24 protein-coding genes are annotated in these 23,294 nt (G+C 63.7%); 23 read left to right on the top strand and 1 reads right to left on the bottom strand.

Going from position 1 to position 23,294, the window contains the following annotated elements; all coding sequences use genetic code 11:
* From IG194_RS02430 to IG194_RS02355, 17 genes are all read left to right on the top strand, one after another.
* Nucleotides 1-354, top strand: coding sequence for a DUF2190 family protein (locus IG194_RS02430; protein ID WP_058490312.1), 354 nt, complete (start codon nucleotides 1-3; stop codon nucleotides 352-354).
* Nucleotides 355-423: 69 nt separating this feature from the next.
* Entirely contained in the window at nucleotides 424-669 is a 246-nt protein-coding gene (locus IG194_RS02425; protein WP_225617158.1) for a hypothetical protein, read from the top strand.
* On the top strand, nucleotides 669-1,106 hold the full coding sequence (locus IG194_RS02420; RefSeq protein WP_058490311.1) for a hypothetical protein: 438 nt from the start codon (nucleotides 669-671) through the stop codon (nucleotides 1,104-1,106). The genes IG194_RS02425 and IG194_RS02420 overlap by 1 nt, the downstream gene beginning before the upstream one ends.
* A 50-nt stretch (nucleotides 1,107-1,156) precedes the next feature.
* Entirely contained in the window at nucleotides 1,157-1,366 is a 210-nt protein-coding gene (locus IG194_RS02415) for a hypothetical protein (RefSeq protein WP_058490310.1), read from the top strand.
* A gap of 38 nt (nucleotides 1,367-1,404) precedes the next feature.
* Entirely contained in the window at nucleotides 1,405-2,157 is a 753-nt protein-coding gene (locus IG194_RS02410; protein ID WP_058490309.1) for a hypothetical protein, read from the top strand.
* Nucleotides 2,158-2,232: 75 nt separating this feature from the next.
* A complete protein-coding gene (locus tag IG194_RS02405; RefSeq protein ID WP_058490308.1) occupies nucleotides 2,233-5,946 on the top strand; it encodes a tape measure protein in 3,714 nt (1,237 codons plus the stop codon).
* Nucleotides 5,946-6,350: a hypothetical protein gene (locus IG194_RS02400; RefSeq protein WP_058490307.1), complete on the top strand. Its 405-nt coding sequence runs from the start codon at nucleotides 5,946-5,948 to the stop codon at nucleotides 6,348-6,350. Before IG194_RS02405 ends, IG194_RS02400 begins: the two co-directional genes overlap by 1 nt.
* A 13-nt stretch (nucleotides 6,351-6,363) precedes the next feature.
* Nucleotides 6,364-6,570 carry a hypothetical protein gene (locus tag IG194_RS02395; RefSeq protein WP_058490306.1) on the top strand — a complete coding sequence of 69 codons (207 nt, stop codon included), beginning with the start codon at nucleotides 6,364-6,366 and terminating at the stop codon, nucleotides 6,568-6,570.
* 110 nt (nucleotides 6,571-6,680) lie between these two features.
* A complete protein-coding gene (locus IG194_RS02390) occupies nucleotides 6,681-10,253 on the top strand; it encodes a hypothetical protein (protein ID WP_058490305.1) in 3,573 nt (1,190 codons plus the stop codon).
* Nucleotides 10,253-10,945 (top strand): hypothetical protein, encoded by a 693-nt coding sequence (locus tag IG194_RS02385; protein ID WP_192353634.1) that lies wholly within the window; start codon nucleotides 10,253-10,255, stop codon nucleotides 10,943-10,945. The genes IG194_RS02390 and IG194_RS02385 overlap by 1 nt, the downstream gene beginning before the upstream one ends.
* 322 nt (nucleotides 10,946-11,267) lie before the next feature.
* Complete coding sequence (locus IG194_RS02380) at nucleotides 11,268-12,011, top strand: hypothetical protein (protein ID WP_192353633.1); 744 nt, start codon at nucleotides 11,268-11,270, stop codon at nucleotides 12,009-12,011.
* A complete protein-coding gene (locus IG194_RS32655) occupies nucleotides 12,011-13,066 on the top strand; it encodes a hypothetical protein (protein ID WP_225617157.1) in 1,056 nt (351 codons plus the stop codon). Before IG194_RS02380 ends, IG194_RS32655 begins: the two co-directional genes overlap by 1 nt.
* 10 nt (nucleotides 13,067-13,076) lie before the next feature.
* Nucleotides 13,077-13,772 carry a hypothetical protein gene (locus tag IG194_RS32650; RefSeq protein ID WP_225617156.1) on the top strand — a complete coding sequence of 232 codons (696 nt, stop codon included), beginning with the start codon at nucleotides 13,077-13,079 and terminating at the stop codon, nucleotides 13,770-13,772.
* Nucleotides 13,772-14,008 (top strand): hypothetical protein, encoded by a 237-nt coding sequence (locus IG194_RS02370; protein ID WP_058487173.1) that lies wholly within the window; start codon nucleotides 13,772-13,774, stop codon nucleotides 14,006-14,008. Before IG194_RS32650 ends, IG194_RS02370 begins: the two co-directional genes overlap by 1 nt.
* A gap of 68 nt (nucleotides 14,009-14,076) precedes the next feature.
* Nucleotides 14,077-14,490 carry a cell wall hydrolase gene (locus IG194_RS02365; protein ID WP_058487174.1) on the top strand — a complete coding sequence of 138 codons (414 nt, stop codon included), beginning with the start codon at nucleotides 14,077-14,079 and terminating at the stop codon, nucleotides 14,488-14,490.
* 85 nt (nucleotides 14,491-14,575) lie between these two features.
* Nucleotides 14,576-14,872, top strand: a complete 297-nt coding sequence (locus IG194_RS02360) for a hypothetical protein (RefSeq protein ID WP_412535717.1) — start codon at nucleotides 14,576-14,578, stop codon at nucleotides 14,870-14,872.
* Entirely contained in the window at nucleotides 14,869-15,129 is a 261-nt protein-coding gene (locus IG194_RS02355; RefSeq protein ID WP_058487176.1) for a hypothetical protein, read from the top strand. The genes IG194_RS02360 and IG194_RS02355 overlap by 4 nt, the downstream gene beginning before the upstream one ends.
* Nucleotides 15,130-15,138: 9 nt before the next feature.
* Here IG194_RS02355 and IG194_RS02350 read toward each other — a convergent pair whose 3' ends face one another.
* On the bottom strand, nucleotides 15,139-15,984 hold the full coding sequence (locus tag IG194_RS02350; protein ID WP_064987587.1) for a Bro-N domain-containing protein: 846 nt from the start codon (nucleotides 15,982-15,984) through the stop codon (nucleotides 15,139-15,141).
* 392 nt (nucleotides 15,985-16,376) lie between these two features.
* On the opposite strand from IG194_RS02350, the gene IG194_RS02345 reads away from it, so the two are divergent.
* The 6 genes from IG194_RS02345 to qatD all read left to right on the top strand — a co-directional run bounded on the left by IG194_RS02345 (nucleotide 16,377) and on the right by qatD (nucleotide 23,286).
* On the top strand, nucleotides 16,377-16,637 hold the full coding sequence (locus IG194_RS02345) for a hypothetical protein (protein WP_058487177.1): 261 nt from the start codon (nucleotides 16,377-16,379) through the stop codon (nucleotides 16,635-16,637).
* 1,017 nt (nucleotides 16,638-17,654) lie between these two features.
* Nucleotides 17,655-18,416, top strand: a complete 762-nt coding sequence (locus tag IG194_RS02340) for a hypothetical protein (protein WP_141679755.1) — start codon at nucleotides 17,655-17,657, stop codon at nucleotides 18,414-18,416.
* A 148-nt stretch (nucleotides 18,417-18,564) separates the two neighbouring features.
* On the top strand, nucleotides 18,565-20,430 hold the full coding sequence (locus tag IG194_RS02335) for a P-loop NTPase fold protein (protein WP_058490301.1): 1,866 nt from the start codon (nucleotides 18,565-18,567) through the stop codon (nucleotides 20,428-20,430).
* A gap of 392 nt (nucleotides 20,431-20,822) precedes the next feature.
* Nucleotides 20,823-21,263: a hypothetical protein gene (locus tag IG194_RS32645; protein ID WP_197674149.1), complete on the top strand. Its 441-nt coding sequence runs from the start codon at nucleotides 20,823-20,825 to the stop codon at nucleotides 21,261-21,263.
* Nucleotides 21,260-22,525, top strand: a complete 1,266-nt coding sequence (gene qatC / locus IG194_RS02325; protein WP_082996263.1) for a Qat anti-phage system QueC-like protein QatC — start codon at nucleotides 21,260-21,262, stop codon at nucleotides 22,523-22,525. The genes IG194_RS32645 and qatC overlap by 4 nt, the downstream gene beginning before the upstream one ends.
* Nucleotides 22,522-23,286, top strand: a complete 765-nt coding sequence (qatD, locus tag IG194_RS02320) for a Qat anti-phage system TatD family nuclease QatD (protein ID WP_058490298.1) — start codon at nucleotides 22,522-22,524, stop codon at nucleotides 23,284-23,286. The genes qatC and qatD overlap by 4 nt, the downstream gene beginning before the upstream one ends.
* Nucleotides 23,287-23,294: the final 8 nt, after the last annotated feature.

Raw genomic sequence — 23,294 nt, 5'->3', positions numbered from 1 at the left:
ATGAAGACCTTCATCCAGAACGGCGACATCATCACCGTCCCGGCGCCGGCCGGCGGCACCGTCTCCGGCAAGCTCTACAAGGTCGGCGCCTTCATCGGCGTGGCTGCCACCACCGAAGCCGCTGGCGATCCGGTGGAACTGAAGCTGACCGGCGTCTTCGAGCTGACCAAGACCAGTGCACAGGCCTGGGCGGTCGGCGACCTGGTGTACATGAACACCACCAGCGGCAGCCTGAGCAACGCCTCGGCCACCGGCCTGGTGCTGGTGGGCGCGGCCACCGAGGCCGCGGCCAACCCGTCGGCGGTCGGTCGCGTGCGCCTGAACGGCGTCTCCGCGCCGGCGGCAGCGACCTAACCCATGGGCTGGGCGAGCATGCGTGAGCGCCTGGATCGCCTATCCATCCGGGCTTTCAACGACGGTCCCATGGACTTTCTGGACCGTCAGGGCGCCGTCATAGCTTCCGGCCTGGCCGTCATCGTCAGCGATGGCGTGGAGCGACTCGGCGAGATCGGAGCCATCGATCGATACCGGACAATTGCCGTCCAGAAGCATCAGCTTGCGCCCCTGGATCGTCAGGGGCGGTTCCGCGACGCCAACGGCAAGGAATGGCACATCGACGATATCCATTCTGATGACGGCCATCTCATCACCTTCTACGTGGTGCCCTGATGAGCGACGTACCCAACGTGCAGGCCGACATCATCGGCCAGCTGCAGACGCTGCTCGCCGGCGTTCCCGGCTTCGGCGCGGAGATCCGCGAGGACAACGTGCTGGACCTGATCGACGCCGAGGACGAGGAACTGCCCGACCAGCTGATCGTCCTGCAGGAGGGCGACACCTCGGAGCTGGACCGGTCCGGGGCGACGGTGCGCGAGGAGCTGACCATCAACATCGTGGCGATGACCCGGCTTCGTGACCATGCCCAGCCGCTGCGCACCGCCAGGCTGGACATCAAGCGGGCGCTGAAGGGCATCAAGGCCGGGTTCACCGTTGACGGCCTGATCAAGGTGGCGTTCCCCGCCTCCGCGCCGCGATACCCCGACAGGGGGCGCCGATGGGCGTTCCGGGTGATCCCCATCACCTTCACCTACGTGCAGCAGCTGTAACCCATCCACCAGGCCGCCTTCGGGCGGCCTTCTCATTTCAGGAGGGCACCATGCCCAAGATCAAGATCGACAAGGCCTTCATCTATCGCGAAGCGGGCCAGCCGAAGCCCTACGCCAAGAGCACCGAGCTCGTCGAGGTAACCGAGGCGGTGGCTCAGCACGCCTGGAGCAAGGGATACGCCGAACAGCCCAAGCCCACGCCGGCCAAGGCGGCGAAGTCCGCCGCGGAGGCACCCGCTCAGGATGCCGCCGGCAAGTAAGCCGGGGCTGCCCCTCACACCAGATACAGGAGAGCATCATGCTCCAACGCGTAGATCGTTCGTTCATCGGAGAAGGCCAGGCGATGGCCCGTCTCTTCGGTACCCAGGATCCCCTGTTGCCCCTGGGCAACTGCGATACGTTCGCCCTGGGCTTCACGATGGACCAGAAGAAGCTGCCCAACTACCAAGGTGGTGGCGGCAACAACAACTCGACCAGTCGTCCCAGCGATGTCACCGCGTCCATCGGCATGTACGACGTCCTCGCCAGCAACGTGGCGATGATCACCCGCGGTACCGTCAAGGTTGCTCCGACTGCGGCGCAACCCGATGAGCCGCACACCTCCAAGGGCGTGCTCTATGAGCTGATCCCGTTCAACTACCTGCCGGACCTGACCAAGCCCGTGACGGTCAAGACCGCCGGCGATGTGGAACTGGACGAGGGCATCGACTACCTGCTGACGCCACACGGCATCCAGGTACTGTCCGGCAGCAACATCGACGAGACCGGCGTCAAGGTCAGCTACACCCCGCGGCCGAGCAAGGCGGTACACATGCTGAACGGATCGGCGAAGGAGTACGAAGTGTTCCTGGCTGGCCTCAACGATGCGCAGTCCGGCGAACCGTATGCACTGCGCCTGCGCCGCGTGAAGTTCGGCCTGCTGCAGGAGTTGCCCGCTCTCGGTCAGGACTACATGAAGCTGACCGGCCCCTGCGACCTGCTGGCCGACCCGACCGTCGTCGCCAACGACATCTCCAAGTTCTGCCAGATGGACCTGGCTGAAGCGGCCTGACCTGCCCGGCCAGGGATGGCCACCCCATTCCGAAGCCCGCCACCTGGCGGGCTTTTTCATGTCTGAGGATTCCCCATGGCTGGTCCGTTTCAGCGCCTGATCCAGTTCGTTCTGCGCGGCCGCGATGAAATGTCGCCGGCAGCCAAACAGTCTGCTGAGGCCCTGGAGTCACTGCGCACCAAGGCCAACCAGCTAAACCAGGCCCTGGACGACGCCAAGGGCGCGCGCGGCCTAGTTAACGGGCTGGCCAACACCCAACGCGCCGTGGGCATCACCGAGACTTCGTTGGCCCGCGCCGAGCGGACCATTGAGGATCTTCGGAAGGCGCTCGACAAGAGCCCCGACAGCAAGGGATTGGAGACCTCGCTGAAGGCCGCAGAGAAGGACGCAGCGACTCTCCGGCGCACCCTCGACACCCTCAACGCCAAGCTGGCCGATCAGGAGAAGGCGGCCAAGGAGGCGGGCGTCGACACCAGCAAGCTGGCCGACGAAGAGAAGCGCCTGGCTGCCGAGGTTGCTCGGACCAAGGAGCAGATCGGCGAAAACTCCAAGGCGTTGCGCAGCCTGGAGCGCGACCAGGCCAGGGCGGCGCGGCAGGCTGCCGAACACGCCTCGCGCGTCGGCGCCGTCAGCCAGGCGATGTCCTGGGGTACCACGAAGCTCCTCGGCTACGCCGCGGCGTTCGTGGGCGTCGAGAAGGTCTTGGGCCTTGTGGCCTCCGGGCTGCGCACTGTCGCTGCCGGCATCCGCGAGATGCTCAGCACCGGCGACACCTTCGAGGGCCTGGAGACGCGCCTGACGTCGCTGATGGGCTCGGTGCAGGCCGGCGAGCAGGCGACGGAGTGGATCACCAAGTTTGCCAAGGACACGCCCTTGCAACTGGGCGATGTCACCGATGCGTTCGCCCTGCTCAAGGCCTACGGCCTCGATCCCATGGACGGCAGCCTGAAGTCCTTGGAGGACCAGTCCGAGAAGCTCGGCGGGGGCATGGAGCGCCTGGAGGGTATCGCCTCCGCAGTGGGCCAGGCCTGGGCCAAGCAAAAGCTGGAGACCGAAGAGATCCTGCAGCTCGTCGAGCGCGGGGTGCCAGCCTGGGACCTACTGGCCAAGGTGACCGGCCGCAATGCTGGCGAACTGATGACGCTGGCCAGCAACGGGCGCCTGGGCCGTGACGCCATCAAGGCGTTGATCGAAGAGATGGGCCGCAGCTCGGCCGGTGCCGCGGCGGCGAACATGAGCCGCCTGTCGGGCCTGATCAGCAACCTGCAGGACACGACCACCAACTTCCTCAACCGCATTGCCAAGGCCGGCGCCCTGGACTACGTGAAGGGGCGCCTGGAGGCGCTGGCCGACACCATCGAGCAGATGGACCAGGACGGGCGCCTGGATGCCTTGGCGCAGAGCCTGTCCACGGCATTCATCGAGGGAGCGAAGAAGGTCGAGGAGTTCGCCCTGAAGCTGGGCGATGTCAGCTTCGAGAAGCTGGTAGACGACAGCACGGCCTGGCTGAGGGACTTCAAGGCCAAGATCGACACCGCCGAGACCTGGGTAACCGGGCTGGTGGCGCCGTTCCGTATCGCGGCCAACCTGGTCACTGGCGTCCTGAGGGGCGCCATGGGTGGGCTGGTCGAGATGATGGGGGCGACCTTCGCGAAGCTGGCCCTGCTGGCCAAGGTGGTGCCGGACATGTTCGGCGGCGCCAAGCTGGTGGCGGGCCTGGAATCGGCGCGCGATTCGGCTTTCCAGATGCTGGACAGCCTGCGGGCTGGTGTGGTCCAGGATGGCAAGGACATCGCGTCGGCTTGGTCGTCGGTGACCGGCGGTGTCGAAAAGAACGTCGACGCCCAGGTCCAGGCCGTCCAGCGCGGCGCGAAGGCCGCCAAGCAGGCCAGCCAGGGCATGGCCGCGGATGTGCTCGATCACTTCCTGAGCGTCATCACCGGCTTCGAGAACGCCATGGCGGCGGTGAACTTCGCCGACACTGCCAAGCAGCTGGACGTGGTCAAGGTGTCGATCACCGAGGCCTACCAGGCGGGGCGTCTTACCCTGGAGCAGTATTCGGATGCGCTGAACGCGGCGAGCACTCGGCAGGCCTCAATGGCGTCCGCGAGCAAGGGCGCGGCGGGGGCCACCGATGAGCAGGCCCGGGCTGTCGAGCAGCTGAAGCAAAAACAGGCTGGCCTGCTCGAGCAGTACCTCAAGCACCAGATCACCCTGGATGAGTACCAGAAGCAACACAACGCCATCGCCGAGCAGCTACGCAACACCGGCAAGGCCGCCGACGAAGCGAAGGTATCGGTGGCCAACTTCCAGGCAGCCCAGGACGCCGTCAGCTCGGCCAAGACCGTGGCCGACCTGAAGAAGCTGCAGGCGGCGATGTTCGACGCCTACAAGGGTGGGCGCCTCAGCCTGGATGAGTATCAGCAGGCGCACAACGCCGCGGCCACCAGCATCCGCAAACTGGAGGCCGCGGCCGGCAGTGCTGCGACGAAGGTGGGCGGGCTCGGCGCCTCTCTGGCCAGCCTGCAGGACGTGCAGCAGGCGATCAGTGATGCCCGTACCGACGTCGACATTTCCAACATCAAGTCGGCCCTGCAGAAGCTCTATCAGACGGGGGCGATCAGCGCCGCCGAGTACAACCGGGAGGTCGACAAGACCAGCCAGAAACAGCAGCAGCTGAAGGCATCCACGGATGGGCTGTCCAGCAGCACCCAGTCGCAGGCGCAGCAGGTCGAGGGCCTGACCAGGTCCCAGCAGATGATGAACGAGGCCATGCAGGATGGCATCGTCACCACCGAGGAACTGCGGCGCATCAGCGGCGAGCGCATGGAGGAGGAGCGCAAGGGCGTCCAGGCGACCAAGGACAGCGTCGCCGAGACGAAGGCCAGCATGGATGACTTCGCCAGCTTCTATGCCGGCGTGATCAGCAGCGCCCGCTCGCCGCTGGCCGAGCTGAGCCAGGAAGCCCTGGCCGCGTTCGACCAGTTGCGGAACATCGCCAGTGCCGACATCAAAATCGACACCAGCTCGGTGGAGAGCACCACCAAGTCGTTGCAGACGATGCGCGAGGAACTGGGCAAGCTCGACGCCGCGGCATCGATGCCGGGTATCTCCGGCCTGGGCAAGTGGGCGCTGTCGATGAAAGCCGACAGCGACCGGGTGGCGGTGTCGTTCCTCGAGCAGAAGCTGCAACTGCTCAGCCTGCTCGATGGCTACGAGAAGGGCGAGATCCAGGCCAGCAAGTTCCTGGAGCAGGCCAAGGCGGCCCGCAACGGCATGAACCTGCTGAACGACTCGGACCTGCGGCAGCTGGAGGGCGCCATCGACTCGGCCAAGAAACGCATGGAGCAGCTCGGCAAGGGCTCGCAGGACACCCTGCGCAGCCTGCAGGAAGAACTGGCCGGCCTGCGCGGCGAGCAGGAGAAGATCGACCGCAGCAAGTTCGACAGCAGGCGGCAGGACCTCCAGCAGCAGCTCGCTGATGCCAAGGCCGGCGGTGATCTCAACGCCGTGCAGAACATCATGCAGGCCTTGAACACCCTGCAGCAGATCCAGGCCGAGACCGATGCCCAGCGGCAACGTGCCGAGCAGCAGTCCCGTGTCGATGCTCAGAGCGCCGCCCAGGCCCAGGCGCCCGCGCCGGCCTCGGCGCCGCCTGCTGCAACACCTTCCCAGCCGATGAAGACGATCCGCCTTGAGGTCCAGGGCCGGAGCGTCGACGTTGGCGTCGACGATGACGGCAGCAAGCTGCTCGATGTACTCGGCCAGGCTGCCATGAGGACTAGCTGATGATGCTCGACGGCATCGAACTGGACGACCAGTTCGAGTGGACGGACGAATATGACTGGGACGCCGTGGCGCAGGAGCAGGAGCGCTCGATCACCGGCGCCCTGCTGGTGCAGGAAGGCACCAAGCTGCATGGCAGACCGATCACCCTGAAGGCCAACGGCGGCGTCTGGACGCCGCTGTCGGTCGTGCGGCAGCTGGAGGCGCTGCGCGACCAGAGCCTGAAGGTGATGGACCTGGTGCTGCCGGACGGCAGGACATTCTCGGTGATCTTCAATCGCGCCGGCGGCACGCCGCCGCTGAAGGCCTCCCAGGTCTTCCGCACGGTCAACCCGGCGCCGGACGAGATTTACGACGTAGAGATCAGCCTGATCACGGTGGCGCCGCCACCCCCTGAAACACCCTAACCCGGAGAACACCATGCAACCGATCTCCACCGGCACTCCTGCCGCGGGCTGTGTCCCCATCAATCCGCAGACCGGGACGCCTTATTTCACCATCAGCCAGGACGGCTGGGGGACCGGGTGGGCTGCGGGCAGCGCGGTGCCGCTGACCGAGGCAGATCTGGGCCAGCAGGTCAATGCCGGCGCCTCCGAAGCCGCCGCCCATCCCCGGGCGCCCAGCTAGGGAGAAGCCGCCCACAGCTAATTCGCTGGGCCCTGCCCGGCGTCTGCCTCTCTCTCTTCCCTTTCCAAAACCCGCCTCGGCGGGTTTTTTCGTTTCTGGCTGGAGCACACATGGCCATCAGCAAAAGCGACATCAAGCTGCTCAAGTCTCAGCGCCTGACCGACGAATCGGACGGCGGCGGCCGCGCCACCGGGCAGGCCGTGGTGGATGCCGAGGTGAACAACCTGTTCCCCGACATCTCGCGCCTGGACCGCACCATCGGCCGCATCAACCTGCGGAAAGCCTTCGCCGGGGTGATGTCGGCCAACAACGACAGCTACCTGGGCGCCCACGCCATCCTCACTCAGGCGCCGGCCGACCCGCGCGTGTCGGTGCTGCTGTTCGGCGGCACCCAGACCGACGAGCGCGCCGACGCCCGCAACGCCATCGAGTCCTACGTGGTGCCGGCCGTGATCGCGGCTTTCGACCTGCTGGGCAACCAGTTGCAGGGCCAGCGCGCCATCGCCTGCATCCAGCGTGAGGAGCAGCGGCAGCCGGAAATCGGCCAGGTGTACCAGTTGGTGAATGGCTCGCTGTCGCAGTACGTGCGGATCGCCGACGTGCAGGCGCGGCTGGAGAACTTCACCTACGACTACGGGAACGGCAATTTCGTCAACTTCACCCGGCGCCGCCTCGACCTGTCGATCAGCTCGCCGCTGCTGACCACCTTCCCCGGTGGCCAGCCGACGCCGGCCGGCACGGCGATGCCGTCGGGCTCCAGCGGCACCAAGAGCCAGATCCTCACCACTCAGGTGGCGGATGCCGCGCACTACTACGGTATCAGCCCGCTGGCGCAGGCCGTTGCCGAGGGCGCACTGAGCGTCCGTGTGAAGTCGGTCTATGCCCAACTGGTGCCGAGCAGCACCCGCGAGAACGCGCTGATTGACCAGTTGGGCGGCTACCAGCGCCGCATCGTGCTGGCCACCGGGCCGGCGCGCAGCATCGCGCTGACCTTCGCACTGGTCAGCGGCGGCCAGTCACGAACCTTCCTTGGCACCGGCTGCGCCCCGGGCACGCTGAGCCTGGTGGTCAACGGCGGCACCTTCGCCGACGACAGCAAAGGTGGCATCCGCTACGTCTCGGGCAGCAACTGGATCACTAGCGGGACCATCGACTACGAGACCGGCGAGATCAACCTGGTGCGCACCGGCGCCGGCTACACGGGCGCGGCGACCGCCAGCCACCAACCTGGCGCCGCCGCGACCGGCGAGACCGTCACCGGCGAGATTCCCATCGATCTCTCCAACCGCGGCTACGTGTACACGCTGAGCCTGTCCGACGCGCCGCCCATGCCCGGCACGCTGGAGGTCAGCTACATGGCCCTGGGCAAGTGGCAGAGCTTGCGCGACCAGGGCAACGGCGAGCTGGCCGGGGAGGGCACCGGGACTATCCAGTTCAACACCGGTTCGGTGTCGCTGACACTGAACGCTCTGCCGGACGTCGGCAGCGCCGTCATCTGGGCCTATGTCGGGCAGAACAGCGCCGCGTTCACCCAGCGCACCGGCGTGAGCGTGCAGGCCCGGGCGAAGGTCAACCGGACGCTGCCCCACCAGGGCCTGCTGCCAGGCTCCTACGTCGCCAGCTTCAAGGTCGGTGGGGTGACCAAGACCATCACCGACGCCGGCAACGGCACGCTGTCCGGCTCCGGCGGCAGCGGCGTCATCAACTATGCCGCCGGCACCGTGAGCATGGAACTGACCGCCACCCCGGATGCCGGGACGGCGATCACCCACACGTACCAGCAAGGTGCCTTCACCGACACCCCGCTCGCCGTGACCTCGGACGGCACCGGCATGGCCACCTTCACCATCCCGGGCTCGCCGCTGAAGCCTGGCTCGGTGCAGATCAGCTGGATCACGAAACAGAGGCAAGCCGTTCCGGCCATCGACCACGGTGTGCTGGAGAGCGGCAATAGCCTGCCAGTGTACGAATCGGAGGTGCTGGTCAACAACGCCGTCAGCGACAACACCGCCGGCGGCTGGGGAGGCGGCCGGGCCGGGAGCATCAACTACTCGACCGGTGCCTGCTCGCTCCAGGTTGCGCGGACCTACACCTACAAGGAGTTCACCTACGCCACTGAGAAGCACGGCTTCAACCCGGACACCATCGAGCTGGTCAGCACCGACCGCAGCGAGATGGAGAGCTTCGGCGGCACGCTGACGATCCGCGCGCAGTCGAACAGCCAGAGCTACGGCGACCAGACTGACACCCAGGCCGTGGTCCCGGTCACCCTCGACCTGCTGCCGGGCGTGGCCGAGACGATCCTGCCGGGCTCGTTGGTGTTCACCTACGCCGGCGAGACCTACGTGGACCGCTCCGGCGTGCTCTACAAGGGTGTCAGCACCACCACAAATGCTGGGGTAGCGGTCGGCTCGGTGGACTACGCCGGCCGTGCGGCCACGCTGAGCACCTACCCGGCCGGCGCCGCGGCGGCAGTCACGCTGCTGGCGTGCCTGACCACGAACTCCGGGTTCGCGGTTAACGCCATGACATTCCGCACGCCCGGGGCGCCGCTGCGGCCGGCGAGCCTGCAGGTCACCGCGGTGCGCGTCGACACCGCCCAGGTGGTGACGGCTACCGCTGACGCGAACGGCGTGCTGAACGGGGCGGTGATCAAGGGCACGGTGGACATCGCGACGGGCATCGTCCGGCTGCGGTTCACGTCGAATCTGGACGACCAGACCGGGGCCAGCGACATCCCGGTGATCCCGATCCTGCTGCGCTACAACGCGGTTGTCTACTCGACGCTGCCGCTGGACGCCAACCTGATCGGCCTCGATCCGGTGAGGCTGCCGGCGGATGGCCGGGTGCCGCAGTTCCGCGAGGCCGACGTGCTGGTGATCCGCCACGTCAAGGAGACCGTGGTCGCCGAGCCGGTGGCCGGGGGCACCCTGGCGCTGTCGCGGCAGCAGCAGGCTGAGATCGAGGTCGTCGACGCCAACGGCACTGCGCTGCGCGCCGCCAGCTTCACGGCGAACCGCGCGGTGGGGACGGTGACCTGGGCGAACCCGCTGGTGCTGCAGGACGAGGCCGGCAACCCGCTCACGCTGCCCCTGGTGGTGCAGGACCGCGTCGAGCACATGACGCTGTGCACTGAGGTGCAGATCAGCGGCGAGATCGGCCTGGCCTCGCCGGTGCCGTGGGACATGCCGGCGAACGAGGCGACGGTGAGCAGCGCGCTCAGCTGGGGCGACCTGCAGGCGCGCTATCACCACTGGTTCACCCAGCGGGCGTGGAACACGGGGGCGCCGAACTGGACGGACGCGCCCATCGGCGACACCACCACGGCCAACTACGACCAACTCAGCTACCCGCCGATCATCACCAACATGGGGGCGATCGATGGGAAGTGGGCGTTGGTGTTCACCAGCGCCTCGCAGTTCCAGGTCGTCGAGGAAAAGCTGGGCGTTATCTCCACTGGGACGACCGCTTCCGACTGCGCGCCGATCAACCCGCAGACCGGGACGCCGTATTTCACCATCCGCAAGGAAGGCTGGGGTGGCGGCTGGGCGGCGGCCAATGCTGTGCGCTTCAACACCGACTCGGCATTGGGGCCGGTGTGGCTCGCGCGCACGGTACTGAGCGGGCAGGGCACAGTCGAAGACGACGAGTTCCGTCTGCAGATTCGAGGGGATGCTGACTGATGACAGTGCGCTATTACTCCAGCCTTGATTCTGGAGCGCCGAGCTTGCCCAGCGCGACCAGTCAGCGGCTGTTCGACAACCTGCGGCTGATCCTGCTGGCTTGCTTGGTCAACGGCTATGGGAGCAAGCCGGCAGCCGGCTGGACCATTGGGCACGATGTCACCAATGGTTTCAGCTTGGTCAGTGCCGGCGGCATCATCAACTTCGTCCATTCAGCCAACGGCCAGGTGATCCTCTACCTGATGGAGACCATTACGGATGGCACCACGTCCTTGGCCGGGGGGTATAACCGCCGCTCGGGGCCGTGGGCGGACGGCTCATCGGTAACCGGTCGTCAGTATGTCTATTGCCCGAGCTTCTACAGCACCACTGCCAATAAGCAGTGGTGCGTGGTCGCGGATGATAGAACTGTGGTCGTGCAATTCTCGGGCAGTGTCACCGATATCGATGTGCCTTCTAACAACGGTGCTGGCATTTACTTTGGGGAGTATCAGCCGGCTTTTGGTGGGACGGGCTTTTGCTGTCTCGCCGGAAGCATGAGCACTAACGCCATCGGCATAGTGTTTAACCCCAACTCCACCTCGACACTACCGGGTACGGTCTTGCGCAATCCGTTTGACGGCACCGTCAACCAGGGCGCCAGTCCAGGCTTCCGGGTGGGCTTGCCGTCGACTCAGCTGCCGGCGCGGTGACGGGCAAGAACCGGGTGGCTCCCGGTCAGCTACGTCCGGTTCGCGCGTCGATAGTGGGTTCGGGGGCGGGGATTAGTGGGAGCACGAGCACTAACGCCCAGGCCCATTGCGGTGTGCTTCGGGGCTGCTTGGTGAGCCTGCGTTGGCGGACTGCTTGCTTGCCAATGTGCTGCCGGCACTGGGCAAGAGCAGTCCCATCATGCAGGACCGGGTGTTGCCGATCAGCATGCCGAATGGCCAACAGTGGGTTCCGTTCTATGCCACCACCTTTGACCTGGGGGCATTCATTTCCCTGGATCCGGCAGATTGGGAGTAAGCGGTTATGGATATTCGCCCGCAAGTGCGTATCTCTATGCCGCAGACGGCGGCTCGCCGAACCATCACGTTGGCGCTGACACGCGATGGTGAGCAGACGTCATCTGTGAAGGTGGGTTTGTTGCTCGATATCGGGCTGTCGTTGCTGGCGGTATTTGCCACCGCGCACCAGCAGTCGCAGACCTTCCTTGCGTCCGCCATCGATGGCTCCCGGCTACTGCTCGCGGTGGATCAGCAGGCGCCGGCCCGGGCAGCACGATATCCATCTATCAGCGAGGACGTGACGCTGGATATCGACCTGAACGACGGCTCGGGGAGTGGGGGTGGAGCGCCGGCGGACCTGGCCGCCACGGTTCGGGTAGACGGCCTCCCTGCAGACCGGGACGTCGTCGCCTTCGAGCGCGGCGTGGGTGGTGAGTGGCGCGTTGCCGGCTATGGCGCCACGGTTGACGGTGAACTGGACATGGACCTGCGGGTGGCCGGCCCGGGCCAGGTTTATGTGATGGCGATGGATTCATGGGGTACGGTGTTCCAGCCGCTGCTCGGCGTGGCCGAGGGCGACCTGATCCGGCCCACGGTGTTCATGGGCTGGATCTACCGCATCACCCAGGCCGGCCAACTGCCCGCCGTCGAGCCGACCTGGTGGGACGACAGCCTGCTGGGGCCGCAGCCGCTCGGCACTGCGCGGGCCGAAGTGCACCGCTACTACCCGCCGCAAGGGCGCGGCCCTATCCCTGTGGAGTTGACCTGATGCTGACGCATGACGCGGTGGCGGGCTGGCGCAAGGCCCGCCGCCAGTTCGACCCTGCGCGCCGTTCAGCCTGGGGTACGGTTGCGGCCAAGGAGGTGGCCACCGCGGCACCCTGGGGGGAGGGCGAGGCGCGGAGCGTCTCCTTGGCGGGCCGCTGGGATACGGTGGCGCAGGCCGACCAGGGCCAAGGCGGGCGCTGGGGGCAGGGTGGGGCGCTGGAGGCCGATGCAGCCAGCCGCTGGGACACCGTGGCGCAGAAGGACCTGGCGCAGCGCCTGGGCTGGGACCGTTCGATCAAGCCCCAGGACACCCGCCTGCGCCTGCTCTACAACCCAAAGCCCGCGCGCAAGGACACGGCGAGCGGGCAGGCATGGTTCCGCTGCGACGAGTTCGGCCCGCGCTTCGACGCCGCGGCCGAGCGCGCCGCCAGCCTCTATATCCCCCGGGCCGGGGTTGTGGACTTCTCGTTCTCCGGGCAGCGCTACATCCCCAGCACCACGGCCTCGGTGTTCTTCGACTTCCGCTACACCCCGCAGCCGCATGCCATCCAGCCGGTGGACAGCGGCGCGGTGGTGCGCTTCACCCCGGCACGCATCATCGACCAGATGCGGACCATGCCCTGGGGTTGGGGCACGCCGACCGATCCGCGCCCGACGGGCATCGTATACCCGGACTACCCCGGCCCCGTGGTCGTCATCGACCCGCCCGAGGAGCCGACCATCCTGGAGACCTACATGATCGCCAACACGGTCACCCTGGTGGAGCTGGCCAGCGGCACGCCGTTGGACGCCACCAACATCCGCATCGGCCTGGACATCGACTCGTTCGCCTGGACGTTCAGCGCCGACCTGTTCGGCCGGACCTCGCTGAACCTAGTGCTGCAGGACGCCGACGGGCCGAAGACCGTCGAGTTGATCATCAATGGCTGGACCTGGCACTTCCTCGTCGAGCGCTACAGCGGCAGCGGCAAGTTCCCGGAGGAGCGCTACAGCATCAGCGGCAGCAGCCGCACCAACTGCTGGCGGCGCCCTACGCGCCCAAGCGCAGCGGCATGAACACCAGCCCGTGAACGCCCGCAACATCGTCGACGACCAGCTGCAGTTCACCGGCTTCACCGCCAGCTGGGACACGGTGTCGATGGGGCCGCCGGACTGGACGCTGCCGGGCGAGGCCTTCAGCTACACGGAAATGACGGCCATGGAAGTGATCCACCGCCTGGCCGAGGTTGCCGGCGGCATCGTGCGCCCAGCCCTGGCCGGTGACGCCTTCACGATCCTGCCGCGGTATCGGGAGGCGACGTGGTACTGGTCCAGCGCTATCCCCGACTGCATCGTGCCGGCGGAGATCGTCGCCGAGTGGGGCAGTGAGTGGTCGCCGCAGCCGGAGTGGAATTTCGTCTACGTCAGCGGCACCAACTACGGCGTGAGCGTGCAGGTGCGGCGCGCCGGCACGGCCGGCGACGAGCCAGCGGCGGACGTCATGGAGGACTGGATGACCGGCACCGACGTGGCCCGCGCCCGTGGCATCTGCGAGCTGTCGAAGGGCGGCAGCCAGGCCATCGAGACGCGGCGCATCCCGCTGTTCGCGGACGGCGACAACACCCCGGGCCTGGTGCAGCCGGGCATGATCGTGGAGTTCCGCGACCCGGACGCCACCTGGCGCGGCCTGTGCCTGGGCGTCGACATCACCGCCGAAGGCGTGGGCGCCTCGCGCGTCTGGCAGACGCTTCGGATCGAGCGCCACTACGGGAGCAGCAGCTGATGGCCACGGTGAATCCCTGGAAGAAATTCATCGGCCTGCTGCCGGGCGGCTCCCGCACAGTGGGCGAGGTGATCAGCGTCGACGCCATGGCCGGCACCAGCGTGGTGGAACTGCGAACCGGCACCCGGGTGCTCGCCCGCGGCACCTCGGTGGCTGCCGGCCAGAACGCATTTCTGGTTGACGGCCAGGTCACCGGCCCGGCCCCGGATCTGCCGCAGTACGACTTCGAGGTCTGAGCCAACCGGCTCCAGGCTTTCAACCCAAGCCCGCCACCTGGCGGGCTTTTTCATGCCCGGAGGAAACCATGGGCCAAGACCGTGATGTGGATGTGCTGGCGCGGACGCTGTGGGGCGAGGCGCGCGGCGAGGGGGCGGCCGGCATGGTCGCCGTGGGCTGGACGATCCGTAACCGCGCGGCGAAGCCCGGCTGGTGGGGGCGGGACATCGTAAGCGTCTGCCAGGCGCCCTGGCAGTTCAGCTGCTGGAACAAGAACGATCCGAACTATCAGTACCTGTCGGGGGCGAAGCAGATCCCGGCGGGTGAGTACCTCCGCGCGCGCGAAGCTGCGCTGGCGGTGATCAGTGGCAGCCAGCCGGATCCGACCGGCGGGGCCACCCACTACTACGCCACCACCATGGCCAAGCCGCCAGCCTGGGCGGCGAAGGCGAAGCGCACGGCCACCATCGGCCGGCACGTGTTCTTCCGCGACGTCCCGTAGGAGCGAACCATGCAGAACTTCCCGTGGAAGGCGGCCGGCCTGGTGCTGGCTGCGCTGCTGCTGGTCGCCGTCGGCGCCAGCCTGGGTGTGGCTGGCCGCCGGGCACTACCGGCCCCAGCTCGACCAGGCCGCCCAGGACCTGGCCGCCTGCCGCGCCGCCAGGGGCAATCTGGAGACGCTGGTGGGCGACCAGAACACGGCGATCGCCAGCCTGGCCAACCAGGCCGAGCAGCGCCAGGCGAAGGCTGCCCAGGCGGTGGCCGATGCCCAGCAGCAGGCCGGCCAGCACTTCGCCGCCGCGCAGCGCCTGCAGCAGGAGCGCACCGAGGGCGATCCGGCGCAGGTGGCGGCCGACATAATCGACAAGGAGCTGGGGCTATGAAGTGGCTGGTGATGGGGATGTTGGTCGCGCTGGCGGGATGCGCTGGCCGGCAGGAAGCCGAGCCGCGCACGGTGCGCGTAGAGGTGCCGGTGGCGGTGCCCTGCCGGGCGCCGGCGGTGCAGGAACCAGCCTGGGCCACGGCGAGCTTGCAGAGGGGAGACAGCCTGCAGACCAAGGTCCGGGCGCTGCTGGCAGAGCGGCAGCAGCACCTGGGCTACGAGGCGCAGTTGCGCGCCGCAGTCCAGGCCTGCCAATAGGTCTTCGCTTCAGGCCTGCATCGCATACCCGCCCCGGAAGCCATCCTTGGAGTAGATGGCGTAGAGCTCGGCGCGGCGCTGGTCGAGCTTGGCGAACGAACTGCTCCCCTCATCCAGTTGGCCGAAGATGGTCATCAGCGGCTTGGAGTCCAGGGCGCGGGCAGCAGCGAGCATGCTGCCCCGATGCTCTGACATGATCGCGAACCTCGACATCAGCAGGTAGAGGTGGTGCGTCTCGTAGTCATCGAGGTGGATGCCGCCGACTTTCCTGCCCTCGATGTACTCGCCCTCCACAATGCTGTAGGCAGCGATGAAGTTCCGGGCAGCGTCGAGTTGCTCGGCGGGGATGTCGGCAGCCGAGCGGACGCCGAAGGCGGCATGCGTCTGCGACCAGATTTTCGCGGTTGCGCGGCGCTGCACCGGAACCGGCAGCGAGGACACCTTGCCCTTGATCAGCGCGCCGAGCATGTGGAAACCGTCGGTGCCGATGGTCTGGCCGACGAGAGTCGCCATCCGGCCGTTGGCGTCTTCGTAGCGGCCATGCTTGCGGATCGCCGGCAGCACCTCGGCGGTCACCCATTTCTTGAAGCGCTTGGCTTCGGCCTTGCGGCTGGTGAGGATCAGCGAGTACAGGCCAGACTCGTTAATGATGCCAACCGCCTGGGTTCCTCCAAGGGTGTCGGTAGTAGCGACACCCTTTTCATCATCGTCCAGGCGAGATAGCGCATCGCGGTTGTTGCGGACGGCCAGAGCCTGGCAGACATCAGCAGCAACGAACCACGGCTGGTCGTCGATCAGCAGGGTGCGGACTTCACGAGTTTCGAAACGGAACGGAATGACTTGGGCGGTTTGCATGACGAGGACTCCTTCTGATTGAGAGTCCGCCACCTGAGGCCAATCAGGGAGGGCGGAACCGTGCGGGTTGGCCTACCGGCAGAAGGACCGGCCACTCTTGCGAGTGCCCGCACGGCCCACCCAAAGCGCAGGTGCAGCCATGCTACGGACACAAAAAAACCGCTCTATGGCGGCTGTGTCCGCCTTCTGTACCGGGAGGCCAATCCCAGGCCGCAGGATTTACTGCGACGGAATTAGTCTGCCGGAGCTGCGAAGGCGGCGTCAACAGGTGTCAATAAGAGTGGACGCCTGTTGACGATGGATGGCGGGCATCGAGGGATGCGGCATCGGCTCGGGGCGGTGCTGGCCTGCCGGTGAGGTAGAATGCCGGCCTCGATCAACAGGAGGTCGGCATGCTCATCATTCGTCAGGGCACTTTCTCGCGGCTTCAGCTGGAGCGCATGGTTGGCAAGGCAGGCAATTTCGGGATTTGGGAATACCACGTGTCGGCGAACTCCGACATGTTCCCCGGTTACGCAGCTGGTCGCCATGCCGCCATCTCCCCGGCGGAACCGAAAGAGGGGCAGGAAGTTGAAGCATTCGTCATGCTCCGATCCAACTCCCCGCAGGAAGAGTGGCGACCGGCAGGAAAAGGCGTCGCGGAGTACCGCTGAAGGCTTGGTCGACTCGGCGCAAAACCTCCTCTGGAGCCCGCGTGGCTACGTTTGCGAAACGCTGAAAAGTGGTGTGTTTTGCCTGGCCAAAATGGTACGATTTCCAAGCCAAATCAAAGGCTTGGATTGGATATGTCCGCTGTATGGGGTGCAAGGGGTCGAGTGTTCGAATCACTCCGTCCCGACCAAAAATCCCTAGAAAATCCAGTCACTTAGCGGTGACTGGATTTTTTTATGCCTGATGCTTTTGTAGCGTCTCCGAATTTTGCCCCACTTTTTGCCCCACCCGAGATTTGGGAGTGTTATCTCCCTTCTTTTGATGGTGAGTTGACACCTTCAAGCATTGGATGGGGCGATGCATTTGCCGACTGGCTCAGGTGGCGAGGTCATGGAGGTAATCGGATTGCTGCGCAGACAGGCAGCAACACTCCGCTCTTTGGCGGAGCGGGTGCATCTTCCTCCTTTTCTGCTCTTCGCGACAGGCAGCAATCGGCCAATTGCAGACGTCCAGTGAGTAATGTGGAACTGTGCTCCCGAAGAGTTCAGATCCCAACCATGGGCTTGCTGTCCATCTGCATGCCAGGATATTCACTCCCTCGGCGGTGAGTCCTCCTCGCTTTTGAGGGGCTATCAACTTGGTGGTTACCATGGGATGGGCATATGCAGGATGCGAAGATTCCATTCGGCGAACGAGACGGAACTCTTTTTCGTGCCTCAGAAGTAGAGAATGGCCTAGCTTGTGGCTGTATCTGTCCGGGGTGTCGCAAGCCGCTGAATGCTGCAAATGGTGGCTTGAAGGTCATCCCGCACTTTCGCCACGTCCAGTCTGAAGATTGCATCCGTGGCTACAAGGAAGGCGTGCGCCGGGCAGCAGTAGCTCTAATAGCAGCACGGCGGGGCCTAACCCTCCCTGCATTCTCCCGCCAAGTTAGCGCTACGACGGTCTCCGGACACTCGCTGTTTCGTGAGGTGGCATTCCAGGCCACGCCTGTTCGAGGCGACTCGGTGGAGCGATTCGTGGACCTTGGCGATATGCTCGCTCACGCCATTCTTACCGCCAACACTCGCCAGCTGCTTGTGCGAATCAAGGTCTCCTCCCGCGCAGAACACGAGCGCTACCAACGCCTCTCTAGCATTGAGGCTTCATCGCTGGAGATCGATCTAAGTGGCCTTAGCCTTGATCAGATCAACGATCCAGTCGCCTTTGAGCAAGCGGTGATGTCTGACCCTACCAACAGGTCGTGGATTCGTACTCTGCGGGGCGAAATGCTGATCAAGCGCGCTACAGATGAGCTCTCTGCCGAAGTAGTTCTCTACAACGATCAATGGGAGCAGGAACGGGTTCGCCGGCAGGTTGCCGAGGAAGCGAAACGAGTTGAGCAAGAGGCAAAAGCTTCTGCGCATGCCGCTGCACTTGCAGCACATAGACAGGCCCAGTTGGTGGCTGCTGAAGAACAGCGTGCTGCTGGGCTTCCTGCGAAGGATGAGCGTGGCGCTCGCGAACGGCGAGAGGAATTGATCGTCAATCAGACACTTCGAGCGGCCCGAGAGTGGGGTGGTCAGGCTGTCGAGTGTTCTGCCTGTTGTCTTCTTAGCCCACCCGGTAGCCAGTTCTGTTTCTTCTGCACCAGTGAGGCTAGCGTGATGACCCGCATCCTGGTGCCGGCTGATGTTGCGGCCACTATCCACATGCGTATGCGCAGTTCGGCCAAACCGGATCGCTCCCTACGCATGGCGTCAACTCTGTTGGTTCAGCCTGAGCACTTTACGGTGGGTTGAGGGCGGAGCCTTACTCGGTTGGTGTGACCAAAGACTAACTGCAAACTCTGGCCGAAATGCCCTAAAATCCAGGATGGCAATTTACAACTACTCCGGCTAGCGTAGCGATTGTCGGCATCCCTCGACCATTGAAAATGGATTTTCAGCCATGTGGCATGACAACGAGACAGCAATTGATTACCTGAATTTCGGCGTAGTGGCTGATGCATGCGCAAGCATGTTGACACGAGCCGATGGTGAGCCGATTTCCATTGGTGTTTCCGGTGGATGGGGAGCTGGCAAATCGTCTTTGGTGAAGATGATTGCAGCTCGCCTGAAGGCCCCCGCTGAATCTGATGCAGACGACAAGCCACGCAACACGTTCGTTGTCCTCACTTTCAATCCGTGGCTGTACCAAGACTTCGAGTCCGCTCGCAGTGCTCTGCTTCAGATCGTAGGCGATCAGATTGTTCGGCTTGCCAAAGAGAACCAGACCATCGCTGACAAGGTCGCTGAGCTATGGCGTCGCATCAACTTGCTCAGGATTGCCCAGCTGAGTGGTGAGGCCGCACTGACACTGTCGACTGGGATTCCGATCGGCGCCCTTGGAAAAACATTCAACGCTATTGCTGGCTTCTTCTCTTCGCCGGAAAAGTCAGGCGAGGTAGCAGTAGATGCTGAGGGCATCGCGTCGGCGGCCAATGGTTTGCTGAAGCCAAGCGAACCATTCTCCATGCCGGCGCACATTCAGGCCTTCCGAGACACCTTGGAGGAGCTTCTCGCCGAACTCGAAATCACCTTGGTGATTTTTGTCGACGACCTAGATCGATGCCTTCCACAAACCGCAATTTCAACGCTCGAATCTATTCGCCTACTGCTGTTCATTCGCCGTAGCGCATTTGTTGTTGCTGCCGACAACGACTTCATCAAGGCAGCTGTAAAAGTCCATTTCGATGGAGCAGGAATTTCTAGCGACGTTGCCACTAACTACTTTGACAAGCTCATCCAGGTTCCGCTTCACGTTCCGCGACTTGGTCTCAATGAGGCGAAAGCTTATCTGGTGCTGCTCCTGCTCGAACGAGAAGCCAAGGCTGGTACGCTCGCTCGTGGCCAATTCGAAAGCGCCCTCCAGCTCATTCCTGAAAGGCTGCGAAACAGTTGGAAAGGCGAGACGATTAACCAAGAGTTTCTCTACGAGCTGGTCGGAACAAATGAAGCTCTTCGTAGCTTGATGAACCTTGCAGAGGGGTTGGCTTCACTTCTCCATGGCTCATCAGCAGTCAATGCCAACCCCCGGCTCATGAAACGCTTTCTAAACACTGTTTATCTGCGCGAGGCCCTTTCTGCGCCGCAGGGGATCAAGCTAGATATCGCAGCATTGGCGAAATGGCACATTCTTGAACGCTGCGATGAAGCACTAGCCGAAGCGCTAGCCGGTCAGGTGCACTCGGATAATGACGGTCGAGTGCAGATCCTTGCTGAGGCAGAAGGTGCGGCCGCCAGCCAAGCTGGATTGCCCGAGCCCTTCAAAGACAACCCCTTCACTCGGCAATGGCTCCAATTGCCACCTGCACTCGGTACTGAGGATCTTCGCCCACTGCTTCATCTGAGCCGTGACTCGGGCACTCGTGATTTCGGCGATGACAACATGACGCCCGACTCAAGAAAGCTTCGTGATGCTCTGAAGACAGCAACTAGCGCGCATCAATCTCTCACGGATCTCATGAACAAGGTTGGACCTGATCAGACCGAGATGGCGATGACTAAGGCGTGGCAAAGCTGCAGTACAACACGCTCCTGGAAGCGCAACGACGAAATCTTGATGCTCATCGAGTGCTGCAAAGCCTTTCCCGCGCTCGGAAGAAAGGCGGCCAGCTTGTTGGATCAGGCGCCTTTGAAGCAGGTCGGGCCCGGCATCATCCCTACCCTAGGCGCTCAAGCTTGGGCGCGCGAGGTCTTGGAGCGTTGGAAGGATCTTAACGAACTGACTAAGGCAACCAAGAATGCGATTGTGAACCTGGAGACGAAGCGCTGATGGGTACTTCAACATCCAGTAGTGGCGGTCGGTCAGGCTCTCCTTTTGACCCCGAATGGCTTGCTCCAGATGGAGCCGCGCCTAGCGGCTCCGGTGGTGGGGCCGAAGCCGGCTCTGATCAGGATGGAGCCGGTGGTGCTCCTGCCAGCGATGCACCTGAGGCACCTGAGAACGTTATGGCCCCGGATCGCCGCTTTGGTCCTGCTCGCTCGCAATTGGGCTCATACCTTGGGAGCGGAAACCGCGATGATCTCCGTGGTGCAACCCGGAGCATGGTGTCAAAAGGAATGGGAGGAGCAAGCCGTGCTGCTTCGACCATGCGCGGCACAGCCAGAGGGGCTGGGGCTCTCGGCCAGTTTCTGGTAGCTGCTCGCGAGGGCACCGACCAACGAGTGACGGACTGGGTCGCGCGTTGCCGATCGGCCAATCTTTCCGCCTCTGACTTGGCGCTTGAGGTCTTGAAAGAGGTCATCTCAGGATCGGGCAGCATTGACGAAGATTCTTTGCGTGACGCCGGCGCTGAGGCGCTGGCCAAGCTCTACGAGAATCATCCGGACGTAGACATTTTTGATCTGACGGACGCGCAAATTGCCGAAGTTATTGGACTGACAATCGCCATCCAAATCTGCCAGCGCATCGATATGCAGCTCGGGCAGACCTACGAAAAACTCAAGCATGATCCTGCCCAGATTCAAGAGCGCCGAGCAGACATAAGGGAATGGGTCTGGGCAGAGGTGCGGGTGGTCTTGGAGGAGAAGAAAGCCTCGCATGCAGACCCTAAGAGTTTGGCTCAGTCAGTCCTCCAATCCGCCTTGCAGGTGTTTGCCGAATGAATAAGGTTCTGTGCTCCAAAGCGGAAAGGATCCCGCAGCAGCTACAAGCAGACGAGCGAGTGTTCTCGTACTTCAAGGGAGCGAGTCGCAATGGCGTCGGTGCAATTGCCAACCGCTGGCATGGGTCATTGAAGAAAACAGGATTTCGTCCATCACCAGCAGTTTGGGACTTCGTTCAGTTTTGTCTCGCGGTCTGCAGCGCTGATCTGGCTAGCCTCCGAAGCACTAGTGCAGATGGGTGGACTCGTACGATCCAGCTCACCGTGGGCCTTTGTGAGCCGCTACGGTGGGTTCCTCTCAAGCATCGCCTTGAGGAAATGCTCAAGGTTCTAACTGGCGACTATTGGACCCTCATTTTCAACGACGCAGGGGTTGAGCCGCCTGATGGCGATGGTGCCCATCTCCAGAACGACTGCGTGTCTTTGCTATCAGGTGGGCTCGATAGTCTGATTGGCGGCATCAATTTGGCCGCGGAACAAAGACGTCCACTGTTCGTTTCCCAGCTTGCGCATAAAGACTCGGCACGGCAGCGGGACTATGCAGGGGTGCTTGCGGGCGCTGGCTCGCATTACCAATGGAGTCATGGCATCAGCTTCAAAGGGGCACGTGAGGCTTCGACTCGTGCTCGATCTTTGGCTTTCTATGCGTTTGCCGTGCTCGCCTCGACGAAGATCAATCTGCCCAGGCCGCAAATCTACATCCCTGAAAACGGGTTTATCTGCATCAACCCTCCACTGGTCCCAGGCCGAGTCTCGAGCCTGAGTACGCGCACGACCCATCCGCTTTTCATCGGCACGCTTCAAAGCGTGCTCGATGAGCTTGGGATCTCCGTTGAGTTGATACTGCCTTATCGCTTCCAAACCAAAGGCGAGATGATGCGTAGCTGCCTCGATCAGGACAGGTTGAGAGAGTTGGCTTCAGACTCCACAAGCTGCGGGCGCTTCCGAACTTATAATCGCCAGCACTGTGGCCGTTGTGTGCCTTGCCTGATCCGTCGAGCAGCTTTCTTGGCGTGGGGACCAGGGACCGATCAAACCAACTATCGCTTTCCGTCAGTACGAGGCAGCGATAAGTCAAGCGGTCCTGATGATCCCATGGCAGTAGCTTTGGCTGTGCTCGATGCCAAGCAGAGAGGGCTGGATCGATTCCTGGGCGGCACACTGGCTTTTGCACCTATTGGGGAGCGTCCAGACTATCGCCGAGTCCTGCAGCAGGGACTTGCTGAGTTGGAAGCTGTTCTTGTTCAGGACCAACTGCTTTGATCGACTTCCATTGCCATGTAGATCTCTACCCCAGAGCTAGGGAAGTACATTCTGAGGCTCTGAGCCGGAATGCATTCACGTGGCTGGTAACTACGAGCCCGAAGGCTTTCCAGGCAACGAGCTCGGTGCTTGGCCGCCACGAAGCAATGCTGATTAGCCCGGGCCTTCACCCTGAGATCGTCGGTGAGCGCTTCCAAGAATTGGACCTCCTCACAGAGTTGATTGATGGCGCCATTGCTGTCGGTGAAATCGGTTTGGATGGCTCTAAGAGGTATGCCTCTAGCTACCTAAAGCAGAAGCAAGCTTTCGCTACTGCCGTGAAGCGCTGCCATGACTTGGGAGGGCGTGCGCTCAGCATCCACTCGAGGCAGGCGGTTTCAGACGTGTTGGCGCTACTCAGTGAGTTCCCTGACCACGGCATCCCAGTGCTGCATTGGTTCACCGGTACGGCATCAGAGCTCAAGGCCGCTGCTGGGCAAGGCTGCTGGTTCAGTATTGGCCCCGCAGCTTTCCATTCCGCGGCTGGGAAGGCGCTAGCCAAGAAGCTTCCGAAAGATAGGGTCCTTCCTGAAAGCGATGGGCCTTTCGCGCAGTTGGAAGGGCGTCCGGTGATGCCCTGGGATTTCGACATTACCGTCAATCTGCTGAGCGAGGCTTGGGGCCTACCACCGCTAGAGGTCCGGCACCAGTTGTTGAGTAACGCCAAGGCTCTGCTTAGCCAGATGGGTAGCAAAGCTTCAGCACACATCCCCACCCAGTAACTCCAAAT

Origin of the sequence: Pseudomonas sp. ADPe, assembly GCF_014843515.1 — a bacterium.
Lineage (GTDB): Bacteria > Pseudomonadota > Gammaproteobacteria > Pseudomonadales > Pseudomonadaceae > Pseudomonas > Pseudomonas citronellolis.
Note: the sequence above shows the minus strand (reverse complement) of the source record. Positions and strands in the feature narration are given on the sequence as shown.